Raw genomic sequence first — 24,231 nt, forward strand, 5'->3', positions numbered from 1 at the left:
CGTCCGCGATATGGGCCGTTCCGTACCGGACTCCGGTACGGAACGGCCCACCCGTCGCCCGCCACCACCCTGCCTGACGCTCCCCCAGGGCCGAACGCCTGGGGGTACCCCCATCGCGCGGCCCTGCTTCTCTTCGCCTGTCTATGCTGGCCGCCATGCTGACCCTTACCCAGGCCCTCCACGACCGGATCGTCGCCCACGCCCGCGAGGACCACCCCGACGAGGCATGCGGAGTGGTGGCCGGACCCGCGGGATCCGGGCGGCCCGAGCGGTTCGTCCCCATGGTGAACGCGGCCCGCTCGCCCACCTTCTACGAGTTCGGCTCGCAGGACCTGCTCAAGCTCTACCGCGAGATGGACGACCGGGACGAGGAGCCCGTGATCGTCTACCACTCGCACACCGCGACCGAGGCCTACCCCTCCCGCACCGACATCAACTACGCCAACGAGCCCGGCGCGCACTACGTCCTGGTCTCCACGGCCGACACCGACGGGCTCGGCGAGTTCCAGTTCCGCTCGTTCCGCATCGTCGAGGGCGAGGTCACGGAGGAGGAGGTCAAGGTGGTGGAGGCGTACTGAGCGCGGCCCGTCTCGTGACGTGGATGGGAAGTGTCCGAGTGCCGAGATCGCACTCCGGGTCCCGGACCGGGAATCGATACGATGACCGCATGGTTCTCCACGACGTGAGCGACAAGACGCCGGGCATGCTGCTCGTGGCGCGGCTGCACGTCGACCTGTGCAGGCTGAACAGCGCCATCTGTTGACGTTCCGCGCCGCCGCACGGCCGTGAGGGCCGCGGCGCTCCCCAGTGCCGAGAGCCTGGGGTTTTCCACCGTGCGCCCGGCCGCGTCCGAGCCGGGGGATCCACACCCCGACGACATCCTTACCGACAGGAGCCCGCAACCATGGCCATCGAGGTCCGCGTCCCCACCATCCTCCGCCAGTACACCGACGGCCAGAAGGCCGTGGACGGCAACGGGGAGACCCTCGCCGAGCTCTTCGCCGACCTCGAGACCCGGCACCCGGGCATCCAGGCCCGCATCGTCGACGGCGAGCAGCTGCGCCGCTTCGTCAACGTCTACCTGAACGACGAGGACGTGCGCTTCCTGGACGGCATCTCCACCAAGCTCACCGACGGCGACAGCGTGACGATCCTGCCCGCCGTCGCCGGAGGATCTGCCGCGGCGAAGCCGCGTCCGGCCGGGGTTGGTGGCCGGGCGACGGGCGGGCATGCGCTGATCGGCCGCTGAGCAGCCATGCGTTACGACTCCCCGCTGGCCGCGGTGGGCAACACCCCCCTGGTGTGCCTGCCGCGGTTGTCGCCGTCGGCCGAGGTCCGCCTCTGGGCCAAGCTGGAGGACCGCAACCCGACCGGCTCGGTCAAGGACCGGCCCGCCCTGCACATGATCGAGCAGGCGGAGAAGGACGGCCGGCTCACCCCGGGCTGCACGATCCTCGAACCCACCTCGGGCAACACCGGCATCTCGCTGGCCATGGCGGCCAAGCTCAAGGGCTACCGCATGGTGTGCGTGATGCCCGAGAACACCTCGCAGGAGCGCCGGGACCTGCTCGGCATGTGGGGAGCGGAGATCATCCCCTCCCCGGCCGCGGGCGGCTCCAACACCGCCGTACGCGTGGCCAAGGAGCTGGCCGCCGAGCACCCGGACTGGGTCATGCTCTACCAGTACGGCAACCCGGACAACGCCGGTGCCCACTACGCCACCACCGGCCCCGAGATCCTCGCCGACCTGCCCTCGATCACGCACTTCGTCGCCGGCCTCGGCACCACGGGCACCCTCATGGGCGTCGGCCGCTACCTGCGCGAGCACAAGCCGGACGTGCGGATCGTCGCCGCCGAGCCGCGCTACGACGACCTCGTCTACGGACTGCGCAACCTCGACGAGGGCTTCGTCCCCGAGCTCTACGACGCCTCCGTGCTCACCACCCGCTACTCCGTCGGCTCCGCCGACGCGGTCACCCGCACCCGTGAACTCCTCCAGCAGGAGGGCATCTTCGCCGGAGTCTCCACCGGCGCCGCCCTGCACGCGGCGATCGGCGTCGGGAAGAAGGCGGTCAAGGCGGGCGAGAGCGCCGACATCGTGTTCGTCGTCGCCGACGGCGGCTGGAAGTACCTCTCCACCGGCGTCTACACCGCGGCCACCACCGAGGAGGCCATCGAGACCCTCCACGGTCAGCTCTGGGCGTAGGGGCCGCGGGGCGGGAGCCACCGACCGCGTCACCCACGTCCGCGTGCGCGGAGCCCCGGCCGTCGAACCGGCCGGGGCTCCGGCGTGCGTGGGGGACGGGATCCTGGTGTGCTGGAAAAACGTCACACCGGTACGTCACATTGGCAGAGGGACAGGGCACGGCATCCGCATTCCGGGCTCAGGAGAAAGGCGGCCGCCCCCATGCGCCGTTCGACGCTCCACGCCGGCATCGTCACCGCCGCGGCGGCGACCCTGCTCCTCGTCGGCTGCGGCGCGCGGCACGACGGCGCGGGGTCCGGCAAGGACGGCGCCCCCTCCCGGCCGACGACCGGGCCGGCCTCCCCACCCGGCTCCGACTCGCGGCGGCCCGGATCGGACGCCCCGCCCACACCCGCCCCCGCCTGCACGGACCGCGCCGAGCTCACCGCCGCCGACTCCGGACGCACCCTCTGCCTGACCGTCGGCGGACAGGTGCGGCTCACCCTGGACGGCACCGAGGACCGGCCCTGGACCCCTGTCAGTTCGAGCGGCACCGCCCTGCGCGCCGCCAACGCCGGCATCGTGCTCCTGCCGGGCGACGCCGTCGCCGCCTTCGACGCCGTCGCACCCGGAACGGCCCGGCTGACCTCCGCCCGCCCGCTGTGCGCGGCGGGCCACGGCCGGATCGCGTGCCAGGGCATCCGGCGGTGGACGGTCACCGTGCGGGTGACGGGGCCATGAGCCCGCTGCGCCGGGGCCCACGGACACGGCGGCGGCGCGCCCGTGCCGTTCAGCCGGGCCGTCCCGTTCTTCCCATTCGTCCTGTACGTCCCGTTCAGCCCGGGCGCGCGCGTTCCCGTCAGCCCGCCAGGTGCCGCACCTGGTCCCAGAGCACCGGGTCCACGACGCCCACCCGGCGGCGGAAGTCCCACAGCGGCACTTCCCGGACCTCGGCCGTCTCCACGAAACTGGCCCGCCCCTGTGCGTCCCCCACCGAGCCCGGCGGCAGCGGGATCACTCCGGAGCGCTCGTCGTGGTACCTGCTGCTGATCTCCGCGACCCGGGCGCGCTTGCCGTGCACCGCCAGCACGAGACAGGGCCGGTCCTTCGCCCCCGGCCCCTCGCCGTGGGGCACGCTGGCCCACCAGATCTCCGCGGGCTGCGGACGTGCCGCGGCACGACGGCCCCCCGGGCGGCCGGGACGCAGCCTGCTGCGCGGGGGCCGATGGCCCCGCCCCCAGCCGTCGACGAGCGTGGCGACGAGAGCGAGCAGCACCACCGCCGCGAGCGCCAGCCACCAGGACGTGTCCACAACCACGACGTTACCGGCGCGCGACCCTCGGTGCGCGCCCTTGAGCGCTCCTCCTGAGCCCCAGGTCCAGCCGAACCGGTGACACCACAGGTGAGTTCGCCCACAACAGCCCTTACCGGAGGAGCGACCGGACGTATCCCGCCTTACGCTCGACGGACCGCACGACCCCCGTCACCTTCCTCTCTTTGAAGTTTTCCCGCCAGCGGAGGTTTCTGCTTCATGAAGCTCACCGTCGTCGGCTGCTCGGGGTCGTTCCCGTCCGCGGAATCGGCCTGCTCGAGCTACCTCGTCGAGGCCGACGGCTTCCGGCTGCTTCTCGACCTGGGCAACGGCGCCCTGGGCGAACTGCAGCGCCACTGCGGTCTCTACGACCTCGACGCCATCTTCCTGAGTCATCTGCACGCCGACCACTGCATCGACATGCTCGGCTACTTCGTCGCGCGCTACTACCGGTACGACGGAGGCCGCTGCGACCCCGTCCCGGTGTACGGGCCCGAGGGCACCGAGCACCGGCTGACCACCGCCTACGCCGACACCCCCACCGCCTCCTCGATGAGCGAGGTCTTCGACTTCCACACGGTGAAGCCCGGCACCTTCGAGATCGGCCCCTTCACCGTGCACACCGAGCGGGTGGCCCACCCCGTGGAGGCCTACGCCATCCGCGTCGAGCACGGGGGGCGGGCGCTGACGTACTCCGGGGACACCGGGGTGAGCGCGGCGCTGGAGGAACTCGCCCGGGACAGCGACCTCTTCCTGTGCGAGGCCGCCTTCACGGACGGCAAGGAGACCATCCCCGATCTGCACCTCAACGGCCGCGAGGCAGGTGAGGCCGCCGCGCGCGCCGGAGTCCGCCGCCTGGTCCTCACCCACATCCCCCCGTGGACCGACCCGCAGATCAACCTCACGGACGCCCGCTCGGCCTACGCGGGCCCGGTGGAGCTCGCGGCGCCGGGAGCGACGTACGACCTCTAGACCTGGGGCCCGGCAGGCGAAAGGCCCCCGGAGTCATGGGACTCCGGGGGCCTTCTCACGCCGTGGCCGGGCTCACGCCTTGGTGAGTTCCTCGGTCTCCTCCTCGGGCTCGCGGCCCGGGGTCGGGAGGTTGAACTTGACGATCGCGAACCGGAACGTCACGTAGTAGACGGCCGCGAAGACCAGGCCGATCGGGATGATCAGCCAGGGCTTGGTCGCCAGGTTCCAGTTGAGGGCGTAGTCGATGAAGCCGGCGGAGAAGGTGAAGCCTGCGTGCACGCCGAGCGCCCAGGTGATCGCCATGGACGCGGCGGTCAGCACCGCGTGGATCGCGTAGAGCGCCGGCGCGATGAACATGAACGCGAACTCGATCGGCTCGGTCACACCGGTGACGAACGAGGTCAGCGCGAGCGAGACCATCATGCCCGTCACGACCTTGCGGCGCTCGGGGCGGGCGCAGTGGGCGATCGCGAGGGCGGCGGCCGGCAGGCCGAACATCATGATCGGGAAGAAGCCGGACATGAACTGACCGGCGGTCGGGTCACCGGCGAAGAAGCGGTTGAGGTCGCCGTGGACCATGTCACCGGCCGCGTTCTTGAAGTCGCCGATCTGGAACCAGGAGACCGTGTTCACGAACTGGTGCATGCCGACCGGGATCAGCGCGCGGTTGATCAGACCGAACAGACCGGCGCCGAGAGCGCCGAGGCCGGTGATCCACTCGCCGAGGTCGGAGATCCCCTCACCGATCGGCTTCCAGACCAGGCCGAAGAAGACGCCCATCGCGGTGCCGACGAACGCCATGATGATCGGCACCAGCCGCCGGCCGTTGAAGAAGCCGAGCCAGTCCACGAGCTTCTTGCGGTGGTAGCGCTGCCACAGCACCGCCGACAGCAGACCCATCAGGATGCCGCCGAGCACCCCGGGGTTGTTGTAGGTGGCCTCGACTATCTTCCCGCCCTCGATGTGCTGCTCGGTCAGGGGGAAGGCCTTCAGGACGTTGCTGTAGACCAGGAATCCGACCAGTGCGGCCAGCGCGGTGGAGCCGTCGGACTTCTTGGCGAAGCCGATCGCGACACCGAGGCAGAACAGCATCGGCAGGTTGTCGAAGATCGCGCCGCCGGCTGTGGCGAACACCGCCGTGACCTTGTCGGGCAGGTGCAGCTTGTCGTGCACGTCGCCCTGGCCCAGACGCAGCAGGATGCCCGCGGCAGGCAGTACGGCGATCGGCAGCTGAAGGCTGCGGCCGACCTTCTGAAGGCCCTGGAACAGGCCGGAACCCCGCTTTTTCGCGGGTGCCGCCGTCGGTGTCGCGCTGGCGGTGGTCATGACGTCCTCCATCGGGTGGTGGTCTACACCACTCACTGGTGTAGACCTGTTGTAGCACGATGAAGGGGGCCCGAGGAATACATGATTCCGTGACCGAACCACTACGCACCGTGTGGATTCGAGGTCTGTGTCGGTATGAGGGGAGCGGTGGGCGTCGAGCCGCGCATGGTCCCCGCGTACGCTGGTGTAGACCAGTTGGCGACGGTCCCCGCTGCCATGAGCGCACCATTCTGCACGAATAGCACGGCCGCTCGCAAAGATGGTCCAACTATGGGTTACTGCGACAAAGCGGATCGGATCAGGGAGAAGGAACATGGCCACCAAGGCTGAGAAGATCGTCGCCGGGCTCGGCGGCATCCAGAACATCGACGAGATCGAGGGCTGCATCACCCGACTCCGCACCGAAGTGCACGACGCCTCCCTGGTCGACGATGCCGCCCTCAAGGCCGCCGGTGCGCACGGCGTCGTCAAGATGGGCACCGCCATCCAGGTCGTCATCGGCACCGACGCCGACCCGATCGCCGCGGAGATCGAAGACATGATGTGAACCCCGCGGTCCGCCGCGGTTCACCTTCGAGGGGCTCCTCCCGATGCGGGAGGAGCCCCTTGTCCATGGGGGACTACGCTCGACGCCATGTCTCGTATTGACGGCCGCACCCCCGAACAACTCCGCCCGGTCACCATCGAACGCGGGTGGAGCAAGCACGCCGAGGGCTCCGTCCTCGTCTCCTTCGGCGACACCAAGGTCTTCTGCACCGCCTCCGTCACCGAAGGCGTCCCGCGCTGGCGCAAGGGCAGCGGCGAGGGCTGGGTCACCGCCGAGTACTCCATGCTGCCGCGCGCCACCAACACCCGCGGCGACCGCGAGTCGGTCAAGGGCCGGATCGGCGGCCGCACCCATGAGATCTCCCGCCTCATCGGCCGCTCCCTGCGCTCGGTCGTCGACTACAAGGCACTGGGCGAGAACACCATCGTCCTGGACTGCGACGTCCTCCAGGCCGACGGCGGCACCCGGACCGCGGCCATCACGGGCGCCTACGTGGCACTGGCCGACGCCGTCGCCTGGGCCCGCGGCAAGAAGCTGATCAAGGTCGGCCGCCAGCCGCTCACCGGCACGGTCAGCGCCGTCTCGGTCGGCATCGTCGGTGGTGTGCCGCTGCTCGACCTCTGCTACGAGGAGGACGTCCGCGCCGAGACCGACATGAACGTCGTCTGCACCGGGGACGGCCGCTTCGTCGAGGTCCAGGGCACCGCGGAGGCCGAGCCCTTCGCCCGCGAGGAGCTGAACAGCCTCCTCGACCTCGCCGTGGCCGGCTGCGCCGAACTCACGGCGATCCAGCGCACGGCACTCGAGACGGCCCTGGCCAAGTAGAGGAGCAGCCCCGCATGACCCGCTTGATCCTCGCCACCCGCAACGCCGGGAAGATCGTCGAACTCAGGGCGATCCTGGCCGACTCGGGCCTGCCCCACGAACTCGTGGGCACCGACGCCTACCCGGGGGTTCCCGACGTCAAGGAGACCGGCGTCACCTTCGCCGAGAACGCCCTGCTGAAGGCCCACGCCCTGGCCCGGGCCACCGGGCTGCCCGCGATCGCGGACGACTCCGGCCTCTGCGTCGACGTCCTCGGCGGCGCCCCCGGCATCTTCTCGGCCCGCTGGGCCGGCCGCCACGGCGACGACAAGGCCAACCTCGATCTGCTCCTGGCCCAGCTCTCCGACATCGCCGACGGCCACCGCGCCGCTCACTTCGCCTGCGCGGCGGCCCTCGCCCTGCCCGACGGCACGGAGCGCGTGGTGGAGGGCCAACTCCGCGGCACCCTGCGCCACGAGCCCGCGGGCGCGAACGGATTCGGCTACGACCCGATCCTCCAGCCCGACGGCGACACCCGCACGTGCGCGGAACTGACCCCCGAGGAGAAGAACGCGATCAGCCACCGCGGCAAGGCGTTCCGCGCGATGGTACCGGTGGTGCGGGAGCTGCTGGGCTGACTTGTAAAACGCCCCCGCCTTCGATTTGAAGGCGGGGGCGGTGCGGCCGGTGGGATTCGAACCCACACGGGCGTGAACCCACTGGGACCTAAACCCAGCATGACTGCCAATTCCATCACGGCCGCTCAGAAACGGTCATCGCGCTCGACCGGCAGCGTTCAGTGTACGGGCCGAGCTTGTTGCGCTGCGCGAGGTGGCCTCCCCTTCTGGCGACACCACGTCCCCGTCAGTGAGTGGCAGTTGGGGCACAGGTACCGCAGATTCTCTCGGCGATTGTCTCGCCAGTCGCCGTTGATGTGGTCGATCTGCAGAGTGATCGGTTGACCCAGCCACTCCCCGGCATTGCCGCAGGACTCACATGCGTAAGGCACGCCGATCTCGTTCAGTGCGCGGTGGAGTTGGGCCCTGTTCGTCCGCCCGGCGTCGGAGGGTAGGACGATCAGCGCCCGATGAGCGATGGGTGCAGGTGCGGGGAGCTCCGACCGAGCCCACGAGCGGCGTTTGAAGTGGCTTGTATCAAGACCGAGTCGAGCTGCCGCGCGTCGGATGCGTCGATGGTTGGTGTCGTTGACGTCCAGGCTGAGACGTCGCATCACCTCGGCGTAACTTGTTGAGTGCTTGACGGCGTCACGAAGTTCATCCTCAGGAATCACTACGCGGCGGTGGGAGAAGTGCTCGGTGCCGATGGCCTGGGCGCGCAGCATGCGGCCCAAGGTTGCGCGTGAGCGACTGTCGTCCGGCATGTTCAAGGCCCGCGCCACACCACGGATACTCGTCGCCGTCGATGCGGCGGCTCGCAGCTCCTCCGGAGTGAAGGGAAGGTCCGGTTCGGGCTGGTTCAATCCAGGGAAATGGCTGACGTCGATCGCCGCCGCCCTGATCCGGCGACAGATGTGGGACAGCGTCCCGGTGGCCGGAGTGGCGCCCAGCTTGAGGGCCACCTCACGGAGTGAGGACGAGGAGGACGCCGCCTCTGCGATGGCGGCGTCCGGGTACTTGCGCCATGGGCTGCGCTTGACGAAGTGACTGGTGTCGATCCCAAGACTGGCGACCTTCTCTTGAAGTACCCGCCGCTGGCCACCGCTTGCGGGAAGGCCGAGTCGTCTCATCAGGTCTGCCCAATTGCGAGCCTCGGCGACGGTCCGCGCGAGCCGGTCTTTGCTGTACGGGCCCGCCGACTCCTTCAGCCGCTCCCTTGTGTACGCACTGGCCCCCATGGGTCCCCTCCGTTCTCGGCCACGTGTTCATGGCCCACACGGAGTAACGAACCGGTTATCGGACAGTCACGCACGCGAATGCGGAACGGCCCGCGCCGGGCGAGCCGGTGCGGGCCGTGCAGGGGCGGGAGCTGCCCTCAGATCCCCAAGTCCTTCATGATCTTGGCCACGTGGCCGGTCGCCTTGACGTTGTAGAGGGCCCGTTCGACCTTGCCCTCCTCGTCGACGACGATCGTGGAGCGGATGACGCCGACCACGGTCTTGCCGTAGAGCTTCTTCTCGCCGAAGGCGCCGTAGGACTCCAGGACCTTCTTGTCCGGGTCGGCGAGCAGGGTGACCTCGAGGGACTCCTTCTCGCGGAACTTCGCCAGCTTCTCCGGCTTGTCGGGGGAGATGCCGATCACGTCGTAGCCCGCGCCCGCCAGCAGGTCCAGGTTGTCGGTGAAGTCGCAGGCCTGCTTGGTGCAGCCGGGGGTGAGGGCGGCCGGGTAGAAGTAGACGACGACCTTCCGGCCCCTGTGGTCGGCCAGCGACACCTCCTTGCCGTCGGCGTCGGGGAGGGCGAAGTCGGGGGCCACGTCCCCGGGCTGGAGTCGCTCGGTCATCGAAGCTCGTCTCCTCGTGCGTGCGCGGCGTCTCGTGCGCGCGCGTCGGGTGTGCGAATACCGTGTCGCTCCGAGGGTAACCGGGGGTGCCGACAGCGCGGTCGGAGCGAGAACTGACAGACTGTCCCGAACAGGCATCAGTTGACTTCGGAGGCGGCACGGTGGCGGACACCGCGGACACCAGAACCCCGGCTGAGATCGAGGCGGACATCAGGCGCCGCCGCGAGGTGCTCGCCGAGACGCTCGACGAGATCGGGGTGCGCGTGCACCCGAAGACCATCGTCGGGGACGCCAAGGCCAAGGTCGCCTCCAACATCGACCACACGCTCGGCCGGGCCTACGTACAGGTCAACCGGGTCGTGAGCGATGTGCGGGCGCAGTTCGTGGACGAGGAGGGCGCCCCGCGCCTGGAGCGGCTCGTACCGGTCGCGCTCGTCGCCGTCGGCCTGGTCGGGCTGCTCGCGCTGGGCTCCCGCCGGCGCCGCCGCTGAGCGGCGCGACGCCCCACCGCGTGACGACGTGCCGAAGGCAGGTAGGTTCAAGGCGTGAGCGCCAAGAGAACTGAGCACAGCAGCCACGACGACAAGCTGCCCATCCGGATGCTGCACGACCGGGTGCTCGTCCGGCAGGACAAGAGCGAGGGCGAGCGGCGTTCGGGCGGTGGCATCCTGATTCCCGCGACAGCGGCGGTGGGACGCCGGCTGGCCTGGGCCGAGGTCGTCGCGGTGGGGCAGAACGTGCGGACCGTCGAGCCGGGCGACCGGGTGTTGTTCGATCCGGAGGACCGTGCCGAGGTCGAGGTGCGCGGAGTCCCGTACGTGCTCATGCGTGAGCGTGATCTGCACGCGGTGGCCGCGGACCGCTTCGAGGGCTCGGAGGACTCCACCGGCCTGTATCTGTAGCCGTACGTACCGCGACAAAGGGGCTGGTGACGATGGTCACCAGCCCCTTTGTCGTTCCTTTGCTAGCCTCGTGAGCGACCCGACGAGACGCGCCGTACCGGGATGAACGCAAAGACGACGCACCCCCGTTCCGTCCTCACGTCGTCCCGGAGGTGCCCGTCATGGCCTGGGTCCTGCTCGTTCTCGCCGGTCTGCTGGAAGTGGGCTGGTCGATCGGTATGAAGTTCACCGACGGCTTCACCCGCCCCCTGCCCAGCGTGCTCACCGGCGCCGGGATCGTGACCAGCATGGTCCTGCTGTCGTACGCCGCCCGTTCCCTGCCCATCGGCACCGCCTACGGCGTGTGGGTGGGCATCGGGGCGGCCGGTGCGGCGGTGGTCGGCATGGTGGTGCTGGGGGAGCCGGCGACCGCCGCCCGGATCTTCTTCGTGTGTCTGCTGCTCGTGGCCGTGGTGGGGCTCAAGGTGACGTCCGGCCACTGAACACGCCCTGCAGGCCGGTGTTCGCGCCGCCGTCGCCGGAGGGGCCCGCGCCCCCGCCCGGCGTGTTGCCGCCCGCTCCGCCGGGCACGCCTCCCTGGCCGCCCGGCTGGGTGCCGCCGACGTCGCCGGACTCCCCGCCGGTCGGGCCGCCCGGCGGGGTGCCGCCGTCGGCCCCGCCGGTGGTGGGGTCGCCGCCGTTGGCGTCACCCGTGCCTCCGTCGCCCTGGCCCTGGCTCTGCCCCTGGTCCTGGTCCTGCCCCTGGTCCTGGCCACCGGTGTCGGCGCCGGGCGTACCGCCGTCGTCCGGAGCGCCGTCGCCCGGGTTGTCGCCGGGCTCCGAGGGCGGCGGCTGGATCTGGTCGGCACCCGGCTGGAGCTGGAGGTCGAAGTCGGTGACGAGGGTGTTCTTCAGAGCGTCCCCGGTGTACTGCGCCCAGATCTGGGCGGGCGGCCCGCCGCCGTTGATGCGGGGAAGACCCATGGCGCCGTAGAGCGACTCGTGGTGTGCGGTGTCCGGGTCCTGGCCCATGACCGAGACGACGGTGGCGAGCTCGGGCGTGTAGCCGGCGAACCAGGCGGCCCGGTCCTCCTCCGCGGTGCCGGTCTTGCCGGCGGCGGGACGGCCGGCGGCCTGGGCGGCGGTGGCGGTGCCGTTCTGGACGACGCTGCGCAGTATCGAGGTGGTGGTGTCGGCGGCCTCGCGGCTGACCGCCTGGGACTCGGTGCGCCGGGGCAGCTCGACCGTGTCGACGCCGTCCTTGGTGATCTTCTTGATCAGCGTGTACGAGGCGTGCTTGCCGTGGTTGGCGATCGTGGCGTAGGCGTCGGCCATGTCGACGACGCTGGCGGTGGCCACGCCGAGCGCGATCGACGGGGTGCCGGTCAGGTCCTTGGTGTCGGCCGGCAGGCCGAGGGCGACCGCGGTGTCCTTGACCTTCTCGGAGCCGACGTCGGCGGCCATCTGGGCGTACACCGAGTTGACGGACTTGTCCGTGGCCTCGCGGACGGTGATGTTGCCGTAGGACCGCTGGTCCTCGTTCTCGGGGGCGTAGGAGCCGCCCCAGCCCTGGACCGGGCGCTTGTTGGTGCCGTCGTAGTAGGTGTTCGGGGTGATCGGACGGCCGTCCTGGGTGGCGGAGCCGTTCTGGACGGCGGAGGTGAACACGAACGGCTTGAAGGTGGAGCCGACCTGGAAGTCCCGGCGGGTGGCGTTGTTCGTGTACTGCTTGACGTAGTCGATGCCGCCGTACATGGCCACGAGCTCGCCGGTCTTCGGGTCGACGGACGCGGCGCCGGCCCGGACGTAGTTGTCGACCTTGCGGTTCTTCCGGTCGAGCTTGTTCATCACCTGGTCGTCCACGGCCTTGACCAGGGCGTCCTGGTTGCGCTTCTGCAGGGTCGTGGTGATCTGGTAGCCGCCCGCGCCGAGCTGGTCCTCGTCCAGGATCTTGTTCTGGGCCAGGTAGTCCTTCACCGCGCGGACGATGTAGCCGCGCTGCCCGGACATGCCCGTGGGGGCGGTGGCGTCCTTCGGCATCGGGAACTTCATCCCGGCCCGCTGCGAGGCGGGCAGCCAGCCCTTCTTGACCATGCCGTCCAGGACGTAGTTCCAGCGGGCCAGGGCCACGGACTTGTTCTCCGGGTGGGCGACGACGTCGAACTCGCTGGGCGCGTTGACCAGCGCGGCGAGGTAGGCGGCGCGGGCCGGGTCGAGGTCCTTGGCCTTGATGCCGTAGTACGCCTGGGCGGCGGCCTGGATGCCGTAGGCGTTGCGGCCGAAGTAGCTGGTGTTGAGGTAGCCCTCCAGGATCTCGTCCTTGGACTGGGTGCGGTCCAGCTTGATCGAGATGAAGAACTCCTTCACCTTGCGGGTGACGGTCTGCTCCTGGCCCAGGTAGTAGTTCTTCACGTACTGCTGGGTGATCGTCGAGCCGGACTGCTTGCCCTTGCCGAGGGCGGTGTTCCAGCCGGCGCGCAGCATCGCCTTGGGGTCGACGGCGGACTCGGTGTAGAAGTCGCGGTCCTCGGCGGCGAGCACGGCGTGCTGGGCGTCCTTGGAGACCTGGGCGAGCGTGACGTTCTCCCGGTTGATCTCGCCGTCCCGGGCGATCTCGGAGCCGTCCGCGTACAGGTAGACGTTGGCCTGCTTGACGGCCATGGCGTTGGCCGGCGGGATCTTCACCATGGAGTAGCCGAGGAGGAACGCGCCGATGACCAGCAGCATGACGGTGAGGACACCGCCGAGCATCATGCGCCAGGTCGGCACGGCGCGGCGCCAGCCGGTGCGCCGGGGCCGTCCGGCCTTCCCGCCGCCCGCCTCGTCCGCCGTCGGGCTCCCCGCCTCGTCCGCGGTCGTCGCGTACGCGGTCCGGTCCGGCCCCTCGTCCGCGTTCGCGTAAGCCGTCCGGTTCGGCGCCTCGAACTGGGTGGTGTCCGCCGTCTGGTTCGGCGTCGCGGGTGCCGTCCGGTTCCGCGTCGTGTTCGCGGGCGCGTTACCCGTCCAACCCGGCGCCCCGTTCGCGGGCGCGCTTCCCGTCCGGCCCGGCGCCCCGTTCGCGGGCGCGTTCCCCGTCGTGTTCGCCGGCCGGTTCAGCGTCGCGCTTCCCGTCGCGGCCGCCGTCTCGCCCCTGGCCTCGTTCTCGTTCTCCGCCTCGCTCCTCGGCTCGTTCTCCGTCCCGCTCTCCGCCTCGCCCCTGGTCTCGGGTGCCGCCGGTGGCTGGTGGTCGGCCACGCCCTGTTTCGGCTGCTGCGGCTCGTCACTCATGTTGTGCTCGGACTCCTGTTTCACGTCGTACGTCCCCGTACGATCCACGTCGTACGTCCCCGTACGCCCTCATGCGCCATCGGCGCCCCCAGATGAAGACTCTCGCAGCAACCGTTCCGTTCCCGGTCCCGGGCACTGGCCCGGTCCGGAAAATGCGTGGCATGTCACGTCTGGGCGCACTACGCTCTCGCGCTTTCGATGTCTTGGACTGGGAGGAGACCCACGTGGGCGCTGGACGGTTGTACGCGGCCGTCGCGGCGGGGGGATTCAGACGGTACGCGACGTATCGGGCGGCGACGGCGGCCGGGGTGTTCACCAATACGGCATTCGGGCTGATCCTGGTGTACACGTACCTCGCGCTGTGGGACGTCCGGCCGCACCTGGGCGGTTACGACCAGGCACAGGCGGTGACGTACGTGTGGCTCGGTCAGGCCTTCCTGGCGGCCCTGGCGATCGGCGGGGGCGGCGTCGAGGACGAGCTGATGGAACGCATCCGAACGGGTGACATCGCCGTCGACCTGTACCGGCCCGCCGACCTCCAGCTGTGGTGGCTGTCGGCGGACGCGGGCCGGGCGATGTTCCAGTTGCTCGGCCGCGGGGTGCTGCCCTTCGTGTTCGGCGCGCTGTTCTTCCCGGTGTACCTGCCGTCGGACCCGCTGACCTGGGCGGCGTTCCTCGGCGCGGTGCCGCTGGCGCTGCTGGTGGGCTTCGGGATCCGCTTCCTGGTGGCGATGAGCGCGTTCTGGCTGCTCGACGGCGCCGGCGTGCTGCAGATGGCCTGGCTGGCCGGGTACTTCTGCTCGGGGATGCTGCTGCCGCTGAACGTCTTCCCGGGCGCGCTGGGCGAGGTGGTCCGGGCGCTGCCGTGGTCCTCGCTGCTCCAGGCGCCCGCCGACATCCTGCTGGGGCACGCGGACCCGCTCGGCACGTACGTCTTCCAGGGGGCGTGGGCGGTGGCGCTGCTGGCGGCGGGGCGGCTGGTGCAGTCGGCGGCGACCCGGCGGGTGGTGGTGCAGGGTGGCTGACCTCGCCGCGGATCCGGCCGGCAACCGGCTGGTGGAGGGGCTGCGCGCCTACCGCCTGATCGCCGCGATGTGGATCCGCTCGACGATGGCCTACCGGGCCTCCTTCGTCATGACCACGGCGGGGAGCTTCGTCGCGACCGGGCTGGACTTCGTCGCGATCCTGCTGATGTTCTCCCGTGTGGACGCGCTCGGCGGCTACGCGCTGCCCGAGATCGCCTTCCTGTACGGGCTGTCCGCCACCTCCTTCGGGCTCGCCGACCTGACGATCGGCTCCATGGAACGGCTGGGGCGGCGGGTGCGCGACGGCACCCTCGACGTCCTGCTGGTCCGGCCGGCGCCGGTGCTCGCGCAGGTGGCCGCGGACCGGTTCGCGCTGCGCCGGCTGGGCCGGGTGACGCAGGGGGCGCTGGTCCTTGGCTGGGCGCTGGCCCGGCTGCACGTCGACTGGACGCCGCTGAAGCTGCTGCTGATGCCGGTGATGCTGGTCAGCGGCTGCGCGATCTTCTGCGCGGTGTTCGTGGCCGGGGCGGCCTTCCAGTTCGTGGCGCAGGACGCCTCCGAGGTGCAGAACGCGTTCACCTACGGCGGCACCACGCTGCTCCAGTACCCGCCGACGGTGTTCGCCAAGGAGCTGGTGCGCGGGGTGACGTTCGTCCTGCCGCTGGCCTTCGTCAACTGGCTGCCCGCGCTGTACGTGCTGGGGCGGCCCTATCCGCTCGACCTGCCCCGGTGGACCGGGTTCGCGCCGCCGCTGGTCGCGGTGGCGTGCTGCGCGCTGGCGGGGGCGGCCTGGCGGGTGGGCCTGCGGTCGTACCGGAGCACCGGGAACTGAGACGGCGAAGGCACGAAGGTGAAGGGACGCGATGGTGAAGGGACGTACAGACGGATGGCGATGACGGCGGACGGCGTGGAGGGCAGGGACAGCACGGCCGACGCGGGCGGTGCGGCCGGCGTGGGCGGTGGTCTCATCGAGGTCGACCGGGTCGAGAAGGTCTTCGACGTACGGAAGAAGACCGGGTTCCTCCGGCGCGAGCGGCGGCAGGTGCGGGCGGTCGACTCGATCTCCTTCAGCGTGGCGCGCGGCGAGATGGTCGGCTACATCGGCCCGAACGGGGCGGGCAAGTCGACGACGATCAAGATGCTCACCGGCATCCTGACGCCCAGTGGCGGCCGGCTGCGGGTCGCCGGCATCGATCCCTCCCGCGAGCGGACCCGGCTCGCCCGGCGCATCGGGGTGGTGTTCGGACAGCGTACGACCCTGTGGTGGGACCTGCCGCTGATCGACTCCTACCGGCTGATGCACCGCATGTACCGGATCCCCGACGCCCGTTACCGCGACAACCTCGACCGCTGCGTCGAACTCCTCGAACTCGCCGACCTGTTGGACGTCCCGGTACGGCAGCTCTCGCTGGGCCAGCGGATGCGCGGCGACATCGCGGCGGCCCTGCTGCACGATCCGGAGGTCCTCTACCTGGACGAGCCGACCATCGGCCTGGACGTCATCAGCAAGGCCAAGGTCCGCGGGTTCCTGCGCGAGCTGAACACCGAACGCGGTACGACGGTGCTGCTGACCACGCACGACCTCCAGGACATCGAGCAGCTCTGCTCGCGGGTGATGGTCATCGACCACGGGCGCCTGATGTACGACGGCCCGCTCACCGGCCTGCACGAGGCGGGCGAGAGCGAACGCACCCTGGTGGTCGACCTGGAGCGCGAGCTGCCGCCGATCGAGCTGCCGTCCGCGCGCGTGGTGCGGGTCGAGGGACCCCGGCAGTGGCTGGCCTTCCCGGCGGCCGAGTCGGCGGCGCCCCTGGTGGCGCGGATCGCGGCGGAGTACCCGCTGGTGGACCTGTCGGTGCGGGAGCCCGACATCGAGGCGGTCATCGCGAGGATGTACGCCGGGAAAGCGGTCTCGTAGGCTGCTGCCATGACCGAGGACCTGCCGGAGCTTCGCGCCTCCGACGCCGATCGTGAACGAGTCGCCGAGCAACTGCGGGACGCCCTGGCCGAGGGGCGGCTCGACATGAGCGAGTTCGAGGAGCGGCTGGACGCGGCGTACCGGGCGCGCACGTACGGCGAACTCACGCCGCTCACCCGGGACCTGCCCGTGCCCGGGGTGACCGCCCCGGTGGTGAGCATGGTCAAGCAGCCCGCACAGGACGGCAGTTGGGCGTCGCGGGTGGTCGGCGGCGGGGGGACCTCGTCGTGGGCCGTCGCCATCATGGGCGGGTTCGAGCGCAAGGGGCGCTGGACCGTGCCCAAGAAGTTCACCTGCTTCACCTTCTGGGGCGGCGGCGGCGTCGACCTGCGCGACGCCGACTTCGCCGACCACGAGGTCGAGATCAACTGCGTCGCGATCATGGGCGGTGTGGACGTGATCGTCCCGCCCGGCGTCGAGGTCGTGGTGCGCGGCATCGGCATCATGGGCGGCTTCGACCACCGCGAGGAGGGCGTGCGGGGCGAGCCGGGGGCCCCTCGGGTGATCGTGACCGGCGTGGCCTTCTGGGGCGGCGTGAGCATCAGGCGGAAGCCCACCGAGGCGGAGCGGCGCCGGCTGAAGGAGCAGCGCCGCCAGGAGAAGCTGGAACGCAGGGCGGAACGCCGCACGCTCGACTAGCCCGGCCGCGCGGCTCGCCGCAGCCCGGGCAGCCTCGGCCGCCCGGGTCCCTAGAGCTGTGCCTGTCCCGCCCCCTTCAGCAGGTCCAGCTCGAACGCCTCCGCCATCGTCCGGTACCCCAGGTCACTGGGGTGCAGATGGTCCCCGGAGTCGTACGCGGCGCGCAGCCGCCGCGGGTCGTGGGGGTCCCGCAGCGCCCGGTCGAAGTCGACCACGGCGTCGAACACCTGCCCGTCCCGGATCTCCGCGTTGACCTGCCGGCGTACCGCCTCCCGGGCGGGCGTGTACCCGCGGTGCCCCCCGAACGGCATCAGCGTCGCCCCGACGACCCTCAGCCCGTGCGCGTGCGCCCGCGTCACCAGGGTGCGCAGCCCGCCGGTGATCGACTCCGGGTCGGCGCGCCCCGGATTGCGCAGGATGTCGTTGACGCCGAGGTCGATGACGACGACCTTGACCCCGGTCCGCTCCAGCACGTCCCGCCCGAACCGGTTCAGCCCGCTGGGGTTGTCCGCGGGCCGCCCGAGCCCGTCCGCCAGCACCTGGTTGCCGCTGATGCCCTCGTTGACGACGCTGTAGCGCGGCACGTCCCGGCCCTCCTCGACCGCCGCCCGCAGCCGGCCGGACAGGACGTCGGGCCAGCGGCGGTCGGCGCCGACGGTGGAGGTGATGCCGTCGGTGATCGAGTCGCCGAGGACCACGACCGCCCCGTCGGCCTCGTCGCTGAGCACGTCCAGCGCGCTCAGCCAGCGCCAGACCGCCGTCTGCTCGGTGTACGGCGCCCCGGTCACGTCCTCGGTGCGGTCGCCCCGGGCGACGTAGGAGATCTGGCGGGCCAGCGGGTGGTAGGTGACCGGGCCCGACGCGGTGGGGGAGTAGAGGGTGACCAGGACGTCGCCGCCCTGCGGTACGGCGATGGACACGGAGTCGCTCATCACCTGCCCGCCGGAGGGTACGACGACCGAGAACGCGCCGGCGAAGGTGAGCCGCCGCATGGTGCGCGTGACGGCGGCCGCGGTGGCGTCCCCTGCCGCGACGGCGATCGAGGCGTGGGTGATGCGCAGCGGCGAGTGGCCGTAGAGGTTGGACAGCGTGATGCGGGCACTCGTCCCGGCGACGCTCGTGTGCACGACGTTGCGCACCGAACGGTTCGCCATCCCCGTGGTCTCCGTGCCGGGTTCGGCGGCGGCAGGGGAGGCGGCCCAGGTGGCGACCCAGGTGCCGGAGGAGGCCGGGGCGGCGGAATGGCCCGGCGCGCGGCCGGGCGTCGGAGCGGCGGCCAAGCGGCCCGTGCCGGAGGCGCCGCCGGCGCAGAGGGCGGCGGAAACGACGACGATCAGTGCGACGATCGCGGTCAGCAGGGCGTAACCGTGCCGTCTGGTCATGCTGGTGATGTTCTCCTCGGGCGGAGCCGGCCGGAGCCCCGGGCTCCGAACTGATGGGCACATGATGGGGCATGGGCCCGGGGACAATTGACAGGATCCTGCCGAACCCGCCCTTCCGACAGACGCCGGGAACTCCGGCTCCGTTCCGGGAGTCGGTCAGGAAGGGACAATTGTGTGCGGGATCACCGAACGGGTGGAGTGGATGGAACAGACGACCCAGGCCGGTCCGGAAACGGCGAACGCCGTTTCCCACCGCGCGATGACCGTGTTCAGCGCCGCCGACGAGGAGCGGCGCCGCGGGGTGCGCCGCATGAAGCTGACCGCGGCGGGGCTGCTGCTGTTCGTCGCCGTGGTGTACGTGCTCGCCAAGTGGGGCGAGCACACCGGCGCCGGCGCCTGGACCGCGTACGTCGCCGCGGCCGCCGAGGCCGGCATGGTCGGCGCGCTCGCCGACTGGTTCGCGGTCACCGCCCTCTTCCGCCACCCCCTCGGCCTGCCCATCCCGCACACCGCGATCATCCCCACCAAGAAGGACCAGCTCGGCGTCTCGCTGGGCGAGTTCGTCGGCGAGAACTTCCTCTCCGAGGACGTCGTACGGCAGCGGCTGCGCGCCGTCGGTATCGGCAGCCGCCTCGGCGCCTGGCTCGCCCAGCCGGAGCACGCGGACCGGGTGACCGCGGAACTGGCGACCGCGCTGCGCGGCGCCCTGGCCGTCCTGCGCGACTCCGACATCCAGGCCGTCGTCGGCGAGGCGATCACCCGCAGAGCCAACACGCAGGAGATCGCGCCCGGCATCGGCAAGCTGCTGGAGCGGGTCGTCGCCGACGGCGGCCACAAACGGGTCGTCGACCTGGTCGTCACCCGCGCGCACGACTGGCTGGTGCTGCACAGCGACTCCGTGATGGACGCGGTGCAGGGCGGCGCGCCCGGCTGGACCCCGAGGTTCGTCGACAGGAAGGTCGGCGAGCGGGTCTACAAGGAACTGCTGCGCTTCATCACCGAGATGCGGGACATGCCCTCCCACCCGGCGCGCGGCGCGCTCGACCGCTTCCTCACCGACTTCGCCTCCGACCTCCAGTCCGACACCGACACACGCGGGCGGGTCGAGCGGCTCAAGGGCGAGGTGCTGCGCCGCGGCGAGGTCCAGGACCTGATCGCCTCCGCCTGGACGGCCGTACGGTCCATGATCGTCGCGGCGGCCGAGGACGAGCGCAGCGAGCTGCGCCTGCGGGTCCGCGCCTCGCTGCTGTCCCTGGGCGCCCGGATGGCCGAGGACTCCAAGGCGCAGGGCAAGGTCGACTCCTGGGTCGAGGGCGCGGCGGTCTACGTGGTGACGACCTACCGCAAGGAGATCACCTCCCTGATCACCGACACGGTCGCCGGCTGGGACGCCGAGCACACCACCCGCAAGATCGAGGCCCACATCGGCCGCGACCTCCAGTTCATCCGCATCAACGGCACGGTGGTGGGGTCGCTGGCGGGAGTGGCGATCTATGCGGTGACGCGGGCCTTGGGGGCGTAGGGCCCCGGCGACGCGGCCGTTGGGCCGGTCGGCCCTGCGCAGGGCGTGATCGACGCGGTTCGGGGGAACCCGCTTGACGTTCCGCTCGTCGTGTCGCCGTGTCGTCGTGGAGGGAGCCCATGGCCACCGCCGAGGCCGAGTCCGGCCGTACCGTGACCACCGACATCCCCGCCCGCCTGGACCGCCTGCCGTGGTCGCGCTGGCACTGGACGATCGTCGTCGGTCTCGGCACCGTGTGGATCCTCGACGGTCTGGAGGTCACGGTCGTCGGCAACATCGCCAGCCGGCTGTCGGAGCCCGGCAGCGGTCTGTCGATCAGCTCCGCCCAGGTCACGGGCACCGCGGCCGCCCTCTACGTGGCGGGCGCCTGCGTCGGCGCCCTCTTCTGGGGCCGCCTGACCGACCGGTACGGGCGCAAGAAACTCTTCATGATCACCCTCGCGGTGTACCTGGCGGCCACCGCCCTGACCGCCGTCTCCTTCGAGGCCTGGTGGTTCTTCCTCTTCCGCTTCCTGACCGGCTTCGGCATCGGAGGCGAGTACGCGGCCATCAACTCCGCGATCGACGAGCTGATCCCCGCCGCGTACCGGGGCCGCGTCGACCTGATCATCAACGGCAGCTTCTGGGTGGGGGCCGTCGGCGGCTCCCTGCTGTCGATCCTCGCCCTGAACACCGGCATCCTCGCCGCCGACGTGGGCTGGCGGCTGACGTTCGCGCTCGGGGCGGTCCTGTCCCTGGTGATCCTCCTCGTCCGCAGGCATGTCCCGGAGAGCCCGCGCTGGCTGCTGATCCACGGCAGGGACCGGGAGGCGGAGGAGGTGGTGACGGACATCGAAGCCCGGATCGCGGCCGAGCGGGACGAGCCGCTCCCCGAGCCGCGGGGCGAGATCACCATCCGTCAGCGCCGCAGCGTGAGCTTCCTCGAGATCGGCCGCACGGTCTTCGCCGACTACCGCAAGCGCGCCGTCCTCGGCTTCTCCCTCTTCATCGGCCAGGCCTTCCTCTACAACGCCATCACCTTCGGCTTCGGCGCGATCCTGACCAGGTTCTTCCACGTGCCCGCCGACCACACCGGCTACTACTTCGCCGTCATCGCGGCTGGCAACTTCCTGGGCCCGCTGCTCCTTGGCCGCCTCTTCGACACGGTCGGCCGCAAGGTGATGATCTCCTCCACCTATCTGCTGTCCGGCCTGCTCCTGTTCGGCACGGCCTGGCTGTTCGACCGCGGCACGCTGAGCGCCGGCACGCTGACGGCCTGCTGGTGCGTGGTGCTGTTCTTCGCCTCGGCCGGTGCCTCCAGCGCCTATCTGACGGTCTCCGAGATCTTCCCGATGGAGACCCGGGCGATGTCCATCGCCTTCTTCTACGCACTCGGCACCGCGGCCGGCGGTATCAGCGGCCCGCTCCTCTTCGCCGACCTCACCAGCACCGGCAGGGTCGGCGACACGGTCCTCGCCTTCCAGATCGGCGCGGCGCTGATGTGCGCGGCGGGCCTGGTCGCCGCGTTCCTCGCGGTCAAGGCCGAACGCCGTTCCCTGGAGGACATCGCGACACCGCTGACGGCGGTGAAGGCACCGGAGACGAGGGCGCTGCCCTAGCCGGGCGGTCGCCGCCTGGGACTGGCCGCAGCCCGCGGATCAGCCGGAGTGCCGCGGATCAGCCGTAGAAGTACCGCGTGCCCTCCAGCGCGGTGAGGTAGGCCCCCGCCCCCGACTGCTGCTGCCCGAACCCCTGTTCATGCATGGGCGGATCCTATGCCCGCAGTGGCATCGAGCGTCAGGCCCCCGTCGTGGAACCAGGCCTGACGATCATCAGGACCGTCACGGCGGCCCACAGCACGTTGAACACGCCGGTGAACATGGCCAGCCGGACGGTCGTCGCGCGCTCGTCACCGCCCTGCCCCACGGGCCGTTCCTCGTCGAGCGCCTCGGCTATGGCGGTCTGCCGGGGCAGCACCAGCGCGACGAGGACGACGGCGGCGAGCGCGGTCAGCGCGATCGACACGATCAGCCAGGTGTCGCCGAGCACGCCCATGTTCTTGGCCGTGGCCAACCCGAACACCGGGACGGCGACCCCGACGACGGCGTAGACCCGGCAGATGCGCAGCAGCAACAGCACGGTCTGCACTGCCCGCGGATCCTCGGGCGTGGCCAGAGCCTGGCGCGCGGCGGGCGGAAACATGCTGGCGGCGACGGTGACGGGCCCGATGGCGACGATCGCGGCCAGCACGTGCACGGCGAGAAGGAACTTGGTCACGCCCCGACGCTAGACACCCCGCCGATCTTGAAGAAGTGGCGGGAGTGACAAGGGTCAACGGATTCCCGCCACCACCCCGACCGAGCTGCGGAAATGCGGCTCGGTCAACGGTGCCTGGTCTTCACCAGCATGGTCGCAAGAGCCACCAACAGAATCGCGCCCATGATGGCGAACCACACGATGAGGTCGGTGGGGTCGTCGGCGAGTTCTACGAAGTTCACTGCGGGTCGCCTTCTTTCGGACGCCTGCCCTGTGCCTCCAGCCAGTGGAACGGCATCCCCCGCGGCTCCGGGTACCCCCCACTGCCGTCGAACACCCGGTGGACGGCGACGCGACAGCGCTCAGGTCGCGCGGCGCGCCCTGTCCGTCAGCGCGCCGCGAACGGCTGGTCCGTGGGGACGATTTCCCGGCCCAGCGGGAACAGAGCGACCGGAATCATCTTGAGGTTGGCGATGGCGAACGGAATGCCGATGATCGTGACGGCCAGCGCGACGGCGACGGCGATGTGCTCGAGGGCCAGCCACCAGCCCGCGAGGACCAGCCACAGGATGTTGCCGATGAAGGAGGGGGCACCCGCGCCGCGGCGCTCGACCGTGGTGTATCCGAAGGGCCACAGGGCGTAGACAGCGATACGGAACGCCGCGATGCCGAACGGGATGCCGATGATCGTGATGCACAGCAGCACGCCCGCGAGGAAGTAACCGAGGAACAGCCAGAAGCCGCTCAGGACCAGCCAAATGACGTTGAGGATTGTCTTCACCGGTGACGACCTGCCCTCTGCTCGAGTCGGGCGATGCGCTCCGGGGGCAGCGGGAGTCGCTGGGCCCCATCTCCAGTTTGCGCGGGGCACCGGTGATGTCGCACGTCATGTGCCGGACCTACAGCTGACCGCCGGATGGTGAGACGCAGGTCACAGGAATCGCTCCGGCGGGTCTGTCACACATCGCGGACCGCGCCCGTCGTAGGTATGTAAGCGAAACCGAGCGCAGCGCAACGAACCAGAACCAAGCAGAACACAGCAGAACGAAGCTGAGCGAATCGCTGTGAACAACCACAAGGAGCCCACTTCTGCCTCGACATGCACACCAAGGACGCCGCCCACGCCGGCGAGACGGCCGTACGCCTCAGCATGGTCGCCGCCCGGCGCGAGGCCAAGGTCTTCACCGAGGCCGAACGCGCCGCCCTTGAACTGGCGGAGCAGGGCACCCGCATCGCCGACGCGGCGGGCGGCGTCACCGACGAGGCGTGGGACAACGCCGCCAAGCACTACGACGAGGACCAACTGGCGGCCCTGGTCACCCTCATCGCCATGATCAACGCCTACAACCGCCTGAACGTCATCGTCCAGCAGCCGGCGGGCGACTACGAACCGGGCATGTTCGGCTGACCCGGGCCGGCCCCGGTCGACTGGGCGGCCCGCTCACGGGCAGGCCGAGCGGGCCTGAGACCCTGTCCGCATGACCACAACACCACCCGACGGACTGCCCCGCTACCGGGTCCTGACCGGTCCGGACGACGCCTCGTTCTGCCGGCGCGTGAGCGAGGCGCTCGACCTCGGCTACCTGCTCCACGAAGGCCCCGCCCTCACCTTCGACGGCGAGAACGTCGTCGTCGCCCAGGCGGTGGTCTGGCCGTCGGGGCCGGAGCGGGCAGCGCCGTAGCGGCACCCGGTTCC

General features: G+C 70.7%; 27 protein-coding genes, 1 tRNA gene, 1 pseudogene and 1 riboswitch. Of the genes and pseudogenes, 20 read left to right on the top strand and 9 right to left on the bottom strand.

What is annotated here, in order from left to right:
• Window positions 1-155 precede the first annotated feature (155 nt).
• From ACIP4X_RS25860 to ACIP4X_RS25880, 5 genes are all read left to right on the top strand, one after another.
• Window positions 156-578: a M67 family metallopeptidase gene (locus ACIP4X_RS25860; RefSeq protein WP_358728196.1), complete on the top strand. Its 423-nt coding sequence runs from the start codon at window positions 156-158 to the stop codon at window positions 576-578.
• Between the two features lie 89 nt (window positions 579-667).
• On the top strand, window positions 668-763 hold the full coding sequence (locus ACIP4X_RS25865) for a putative leader peptide (RefSeq protein ID WP_322741148.1): 96 nt from the start codon (window positions 668-670) through the stop codon (window positions 761-763).
• A gap of 141 nt (window positions 764-904) precedes the next feature.
• Window positions 905-1,249: a MoaD/ThiS family protein gene (locus ACIP4X_RS25870; protein ID WP_358728198.1), complete on the top strand. Its 345-nt coding sequence runs from the start codon at window positions 905-907 to the stop codon at window positions 1,247-1,249.
• Between the two features lie 6 nt (window positions 1,250-1,255).
• Entirely contained in the window at window positions 1,256-2,206 is a 951-nt protein-coding gene (locus tag ACIP4X_RS25875; RefSeq protein ID WP_358728200.1) for a cysteine synthase, read from the top strand.
• A gap of 201 nt (window positions 2,207-2,407) precedes the next feature.
• Window positions 2,408-2,926: a hypothetical protein gene (locus tag ACIP4X_RS25880; RefSeq protein WP_358728202.1), complete on the top strand. Its 519-nt coding sequence runs from the start codon at window positions 2,408-2,410 to the stop codon at window positions 2,924-2,926.
• A gap of 118 nt (window positions 2,927-3,044) precedes the next feature.
• Here the strand turns inward: ACIP4X_RS25880 and ACIP4X_RS25885 are convergent, their stop codons facing one another.
• A complete protein-coding gene (locus ACIP4X_RS25885) occupies window positions 3,045-3,497 on the bottom strand; it encodes a type II toxin-antitoxin system PemK/MazF family toxin (RefSeq protein WP_401350839.1) in 453 nt (150 codons plus the stop codon).
• Window positions 3,498-3,716: 219 nt separating this feature from the next.
• On the opposite strand from ACIP4X_RS25885, the gene ACIP4X_RS25890 reads away from it, so the two are divergent.
• On the top strand, window positions 3,717-4,469 hold the full coding sequence (locus ACIP4X_RS25890) for an MBL fold metallo-hydrolase (RefSeq protein ID WP_358728206.1): 753 nt from the start codon (window positions 3,717-3,719) through the stop codon (window positions 4,467-4,469).
• A 72-nt stretch (window positions 4,470-4,541) separates the two neighbouring features.
• On the opposite strand, the gene ACIP4X_RS25895 is transcribed toward ACIP4X_RS25890, so the two are convergent.
• On the bottom strand, window positions 4,542-5,795 hold the full coding sequence (locus ACIP4X_RS25895; protein ID WP_358728208.1) for a PTS transporter subunit EIIC: 1,254 nt from the start codon (window positions 5,793-5,795) through the stop codon (window positions 4,542-4,544).
• A 313-nt stretch (window positions 5,796-6,108) separates the two neighbouring features.
• Here ACIP4X_RS25895 and ACIP4X_RS25900 point away from each other — a divergent pair, with 313 nt between their 5' ends.
• The 3 genes from ACIP4X_RS25900 (at window position 6,109) to rdgB (ending at window position 7,784) form a co-directional block, all read left to right on the top strand.
• Complete coding sequence (locus tag ACIP4X_RS25900; protein ID WP_358728209.1) at window positions 6,109-6,342, top strand: PTS glucose/sucrose transporter subunit IIB; 234 nt, start codon at window positions 6,109-6,111, stop codon at window positions 6,340-6,342.
• 87 nt (window positions 6,343-6,429) lie between these two features.
• Entirely contained in the window at window positions 6,430-7,167 is a 738-nt protein-coding gene (rph, locus tag ACIP4X_RS25905) for a ribonuclease PH (protein WP_358728211.1), read from the top strand.
• A gap of 14 nt (window positions 7,168-7,181) precedes the next feature.
• Complete coding sequence (gene rdgB, locus ACIP4X_RS25910; RefSeq protein WP_358728213.1) at window positions 7,182-7,784, top strand: RdgB/HAM1 family non-canonical purine NTP pyrophosphatase; 603 nt, start codon at window positions 7,182-7,184, stop codon at window positions 7,782-7,784.
• Between the two features lie 41 nt (window positions 7,785-7,825).
• On the opposite strand, the gene ACIP4X_RS25915 is transcribed toward rdgB, so the two are convergent.
• The 3 genes from ACIP4X_RS25915 to bcp all read right to left on the bottom strand — a co-directional run bounded on the left by ACIP4X_RS25915 (window position 7,826) and on the right by bcp (window position 9,606).
• Window positions 7,826-7,909, bottom strand: a tRNA-Leu gene (locus ACIP4X_RS25915).
• Window positions 7,910-7,942: 33 nt separating this feature from the next.
• Window positions 7,943-9,001: an HNH endonuclease signature motif containing protein gene (locus ACIP4X_RS25920; protein WP_401350842.1), complete on the bottom strand. Its 1,059-nt coding sequence runs from the start codon at window positions 8,999-9,001 to the stop codon at window positions 7,943-7,945.
• 137 nt (window positions 9,002-9,138) lie between these two features.
• Window positions 9,139-9,606 (bottom strand): thioredoxin-dependent thiol peroxidase, encoded by a 468-nt coding sequence (gene bcp / locus ACIP4X_RS25925; protein ID WP_401350844.1) that lies wholly within the window; start codon window positions 9,604-9,606, stop codon window positions 9,139-9,141.
• Window positions 9,607-9,767: 161 nt separating this feature from the next.
• On the opposite strand from bcp, the gene ACIP4X_RS25930 reads away from it, so the two are divergent.
• From ACIP4X_RS25930 to ACIP4X_RS25940, 3 genes are all read left to right on the top strand, one after another.
• Window positions 9,768-10,097, top strand: a complete 330-nt coding sequence (locus tag ACIP4X_RS25930; protein ID WP_358728219.1) for a DUF3618 domain-containing protein — start codon at window positions 9,768-9,770, stop codon at window positions 10,095-10,097.
• Between the two features lie 54 nt (window positions 10,098-10,151).
• A complete protein-coding gene (locus tag ACIP4X_RS25935) occupies window positions 10,152-10,508 on the top strand; it encodes a co-chaperone GroES (protein ID WP_358728221.1) in 357 nt (118 codons plus the stop codon).
• A 56-nt stretch (window positions 10,509-10,564) separates the two neighbouring features.
• Window positions 10,565-10,632, top strand: a riboswitch (guanidine-III (ykkC-III) riboswitch).
• A 37-nt stretch (window positions 10,633-10,669) separates the two neighbouring features.
• Window positions 10,670-10,990: a multidrug efflux SMR transporter gene (locus ACIP4X_RS25940; protein ID WP_358728223.1), complete on the top strand. Its 321-nt coding sequence runs from the start codon at window positions 10,670-10,672 to the stop codon at window positions 10,988-10,990.
• On the opposite strand, the gene ACIP4X_RS25945 is transcribed toward ACIP4X_RS25940, so the two are convergent.
• On the bottom strand, window positions 10,968-13,754 hold the full coding sequence (locus ACIP4X_RS25945) for a transglycosylase domain-containing protein (protein ID WP_401350847.1): 2,787 nt from the start codon (window positions 13,752-13,754) through the stop codon (window positions 10,968-10,970). The genes ACIP4X_RS25940 and ACIP4X_RS25945 overlap by 23 nt on opposite strands.
• 224 nt (window positions 13,755-13,978) lie before the next feature.
• Between ACIP4X_RS25945 and ACIP4X_RS25950 the strand changes: the two genes are divergently transcribed.
• From ACIP4X_RS25950 to ACIP4X_RS25965, 4 genes are read left to right on the top strand one after another with little or no spacing between them, the layout of a single operon-like run.
• Window positions 13,979-14,779: an ABC-2 family transporter protein gene (locus tag ACIP4X_RS25950; protein ID WP_358728224.1), complete on the top strand. Its 801-nt coding sequence runs from the start codon at window positions 13,979-13,981 to the stop codon at window positions 14,777-14,779.
• Entirely contained in the window at window positions 14,772-15,611 is an 840-nt protein-coding gene (locus tag ACIP4X_RS25955) for an ABC transporter permease (RefSeq protein WP_401350849.1), read from the top strand. The genes ACIP4X_RS25950 and ACIP4X_RS25955 overlap by 8 nt, the downstream gene beginning before the upstream one ends.
• 54 nt (window positions 15,612-15,665) lie before the next feature.
• Window positions 15,666-16,697 carry an ATP-binding cassette domain-containing protein gene (locus ACIP4X_RS25960; protein ID WP_358728228.1) on the top strand — a complete coding sequence of 344 codons (1,032 nt, stop codon included), beginning with the start codon at window positions 15,666-15,668 and terminating at the stop codon, window positions 16,695-16,697.
• Between the two features lie 9 nt (window positions 16,698-16,706).
• Window positions 16,707-17,396, top strand: a complete 690-nt coding sequence (locus ACIP4X_RS25965; protein WP_358728230.1) for a DUF1707 domain-containing protein — start codon at window positions 16,707-16,709, stop codon at window positions 17,394-17,396.
• 50 nt (window positions 17,397-17,446) lie between these two features.
• On the opposite strand, the gene ACIP4X_RS25970 is transcribed toward ACIP4X_RS25965, so the two are convergent.
• A complete protein-coding gene (locus ACIP4X_RS25970) occupies window positions 17,447-18,778 on the bottom strand; it encodes an SGNH/GDSL hydrolase family protein (RefSeq protein ID WP_401350851.1) in 1,332 nt (443 codons plus the stop codon).
• 202 nt (window positions 18,779-18,980) lie between these two features.
• On the opposite strand from ACIP4X_RS25970, the gene ACIP4X_RS25975 reads away from it, so the two are divergent.
• Both ACIP4X_RS25975 and ACIP4X_RS25980 read left to right on the top strand, forming a co-directional pair.
• Window positions 18,981-20,300 carry a DUF445 family protein gene (locus ACIP4X_RS25975; RefSeq protein WP_391457969.1) on the top strand — a complete coding sequence of 440 codons (1,320 nt, stop codon included), beginning with the start codon at window positions 18,981-18,983 and terminating at the stop codon, window positions 20,298-20,300.
• 119 nt (window positions 20,301-20,419) lie between these two features.
• Complete coding sequence (locus tag ACIP4X_RS25980) at window positions 20,420-21,898, top strand: MFS transporter (RefSeq protein WP_358728236.1); 1,479 nt, start codon at window positions 20,420-20,422, stop codon at window positions 21,896-21,898.
• A gap of 178 nt (window positions 21,899-22,076) precedes the next feature.
• Here the strand turns inward: ACIP4X_RS25980 and ACIP4X_RS25985 are convergent, their stop codons facing one another.
• Window positions 22,077-22,556 carry a DUF2269 family protein gene (locus ACIP4X_RS25985; RefSeq protein WP_401350854.1) on the bottom strand — a complete coding sequence of 160 codons (480 nt, stop codon included), beginning with the start codon at window positions 22,554-22,556 and terminating at the stop codon, window positions 22,077-22,079.
• A 367-nt stretch (window positions 22,557-22,923) separates the two neighbouring features.
• Complete coding sequence (locus tag ACIP4X_RS25990; protein WP_358728239.1) at window positions 22,924-23,316, bottom strand: YccF domain-containing protein; 393 nt, start codon at window positions 23,314-23,316, stop codon at window positions 22,924-22,926.
• A 297-nt stretch (window positions 23,317-23,613) separates the two neighbouring features.
• On the opposite strand from ACIP4X_RS25990, the pseudogene ACIP4X_RS25995 reads away from it, so the two are divergent.
• Window positions 23,614-23,943 (top strand): annotated as a pseudogene (locus ACIP4X_RS25995) (carboxymuconolactone decarboxylase family protein); the annotation flags it as partial.
• A 70-nt stretch (window positions 23,944-24,013) separates the two neighbouring features.
• Window positions 24,014-24,217: a DUF1737 domain-containing protein gene (locus tag ACIP4X_RS26000; RefSeq protein ID WP_401350855.1), complete on the top strand. Its 204-nt coding sequence runs from the start codon at window positions 24,014-24,016 to the stop codon at window positions 24,215-24,217.
• Window positions 24,218-24,231: the final 14 nt, after the last annotated feature.

Origin of the sequence: Streptomyces sp. NPDC088817 (genome assembly GCF_044750345.1) — a bacterium.
Classification (GTDB): Bacteria; Actinomycetota; Actinomycetes; order Streptomycetales; family Streptomycetaceae; genus Streptomyces.

What these genes read in the sequence shown, in the direction of transcription:
- ACIP4X_RS25870 (WP_358728198.1), top strand. Translation starts at nt 905, where the DNA reads ATGGCCATCGAGGTCCGCGTCCCCACCATCCTCCGCCAGTACACCGAC.
- ACIP4X_RS25965 (WP_358728230.1), top strand. Translation starts at nt 16,707, where the DNA reads ATGACCGAGGACCTGCCGGAGCTTCGCGCCTCCGACGCCGATCGTGAA.
- ACIP4X_RS25975 (WP_391457969.1), top strand. Translation starts at nt 18,981, where the DNA reads ATGGAACAGACGACCCAGGCCGGTCCGGAAACGGCGAACGCCGTTTCC.
- ACIP4X_RS25865 (WP_322741148.1), top strand. Translation starts at nt 668, where the DNA reads ATGGTTCTCCACGACGTGAGCGACAAGACGCCGGGCATGCTGCTCGTG.
- ACIP4X_RS25945 (WP_401350847.1), bottom strand. Translation starts at nt 13,754, where the DNA reads ATGAGTGACGAGCCGCAGCAGCCGAAACAGGGCGTGGCCGACCACCAG.
- ACIP4X_RS25960 (WP_358728228.1), top strand. Translation starts at nt 15,666, where the DNA reads ATGGCGATGACGGCGGACGGCGTGGAGGGCAGGGACAGCACGGCCGAC.
- ACIP4X_RS25920 (WP_401350842.1), bottom strand. Translation starts at nt 9,001, where the DNA reads ATGGGGGCCAGTGCGTACACAAGGGAGCGGCTGAAGGAGTCGGCGGGC.
- bcp (WP_401350844.1), bottom strand. Translation starts at nt 9,606, where the DNA reads ATGACCGAGCGACTCCAGCCCGGGGACGTGGCCCCCGACTTCGCCCTC.
- ACIP4X_RS25900 (WP_358728209.1), top strand. Translation starts at nt 6,109, where the DNA reads ATGGCCACCAAGGCTGAGAAGATCGTCGCCGGGCTCGGCGGCATCCAG.
- ACIP4X_RS25970 (WP_401350851.1), bottom strand. Translation starts at nt 18,778, where the DNA reads ATGACCAGACGGCACGGTTACGCCCTGCTGACCGCGATCGTCGCACTG.
- rph (WP_358728211.1), top strand. Translation starts at nt 6,430, where the DNA reads ATGTCTCGTATTGACGGCCGCACCCCCGAACAACTCCGCCCGGTCACC.
- ACIP4X_RS25940 (WP_358728223.1), top strand. Translation starts at nt 10,670, where the DNA reads ATGGCCTGGGTCCTGCTCGTTCTCGCCGGTCTGCTGGAAGTGGGCTGG.
- rdgB (WP_358728213.1), top strand. Translation starts at nt 7,182, where the DNA reads ATGACCCGCTTGATCCTCGCCACCCGCAACGCCGGGAAGATCGTCGAA.
- ACIP4X_RS25980 (WP_358728236.1), top strand. Translation starts at nt 20,420, where the DNA reads ATGGCCACCGCCGAGGCCGAGTCCGGCCGTACCGTGACCACCGACATC.
- ACIP4X_RS25875 (WP_358728200.1), top strand. Translation starts at nt 1,256, where the DNA reads ATGCGTTACGACTCCCCGCTGGCCGCGGTGGGCAACACCCCCCTGGTG.
- ACIP4X_RS25890 (WP_358728206.1), top strand. Translation starts at nt 3,717, where the DNA reads ATGAAGCTCACCGTCGTCGGCTGCTCGGGGTCGTTCCCGTCCGCGGAA.
- ACIP4X_RS26000 (WP_401350855.1), top strand. Translation starts at nt 24,014, where the DNA reads ATGACCACAACACCACCCGACGGACTGCCCCGCTACCGGGTCCTGACC.
- ACIP4X_RS25860 (WP_358728196.1), top strand. Translation starts at nt 156, where the DNA reads ATGCTGACCCTTACCCAGGCCCTCCACGACCGGATCGTCGCCCACGCC.
- ACIP4X_RS25895 (WP_358728208.1), bottom strand. Translation starts at nt 5,795, where the DNA reads ATGACCACCGCCAGCGCGACACCGACGGCGGCACCCGCGAAAAAGCGG.
- ACIP4X_RS25880 (WP_358728202.1), top strand. Translation starts at nt 2,408, where the DNA reads ATGCGCCGTTCGACGCTCCACGCCGGCATCGTCACCGCCGCGGCGGCG.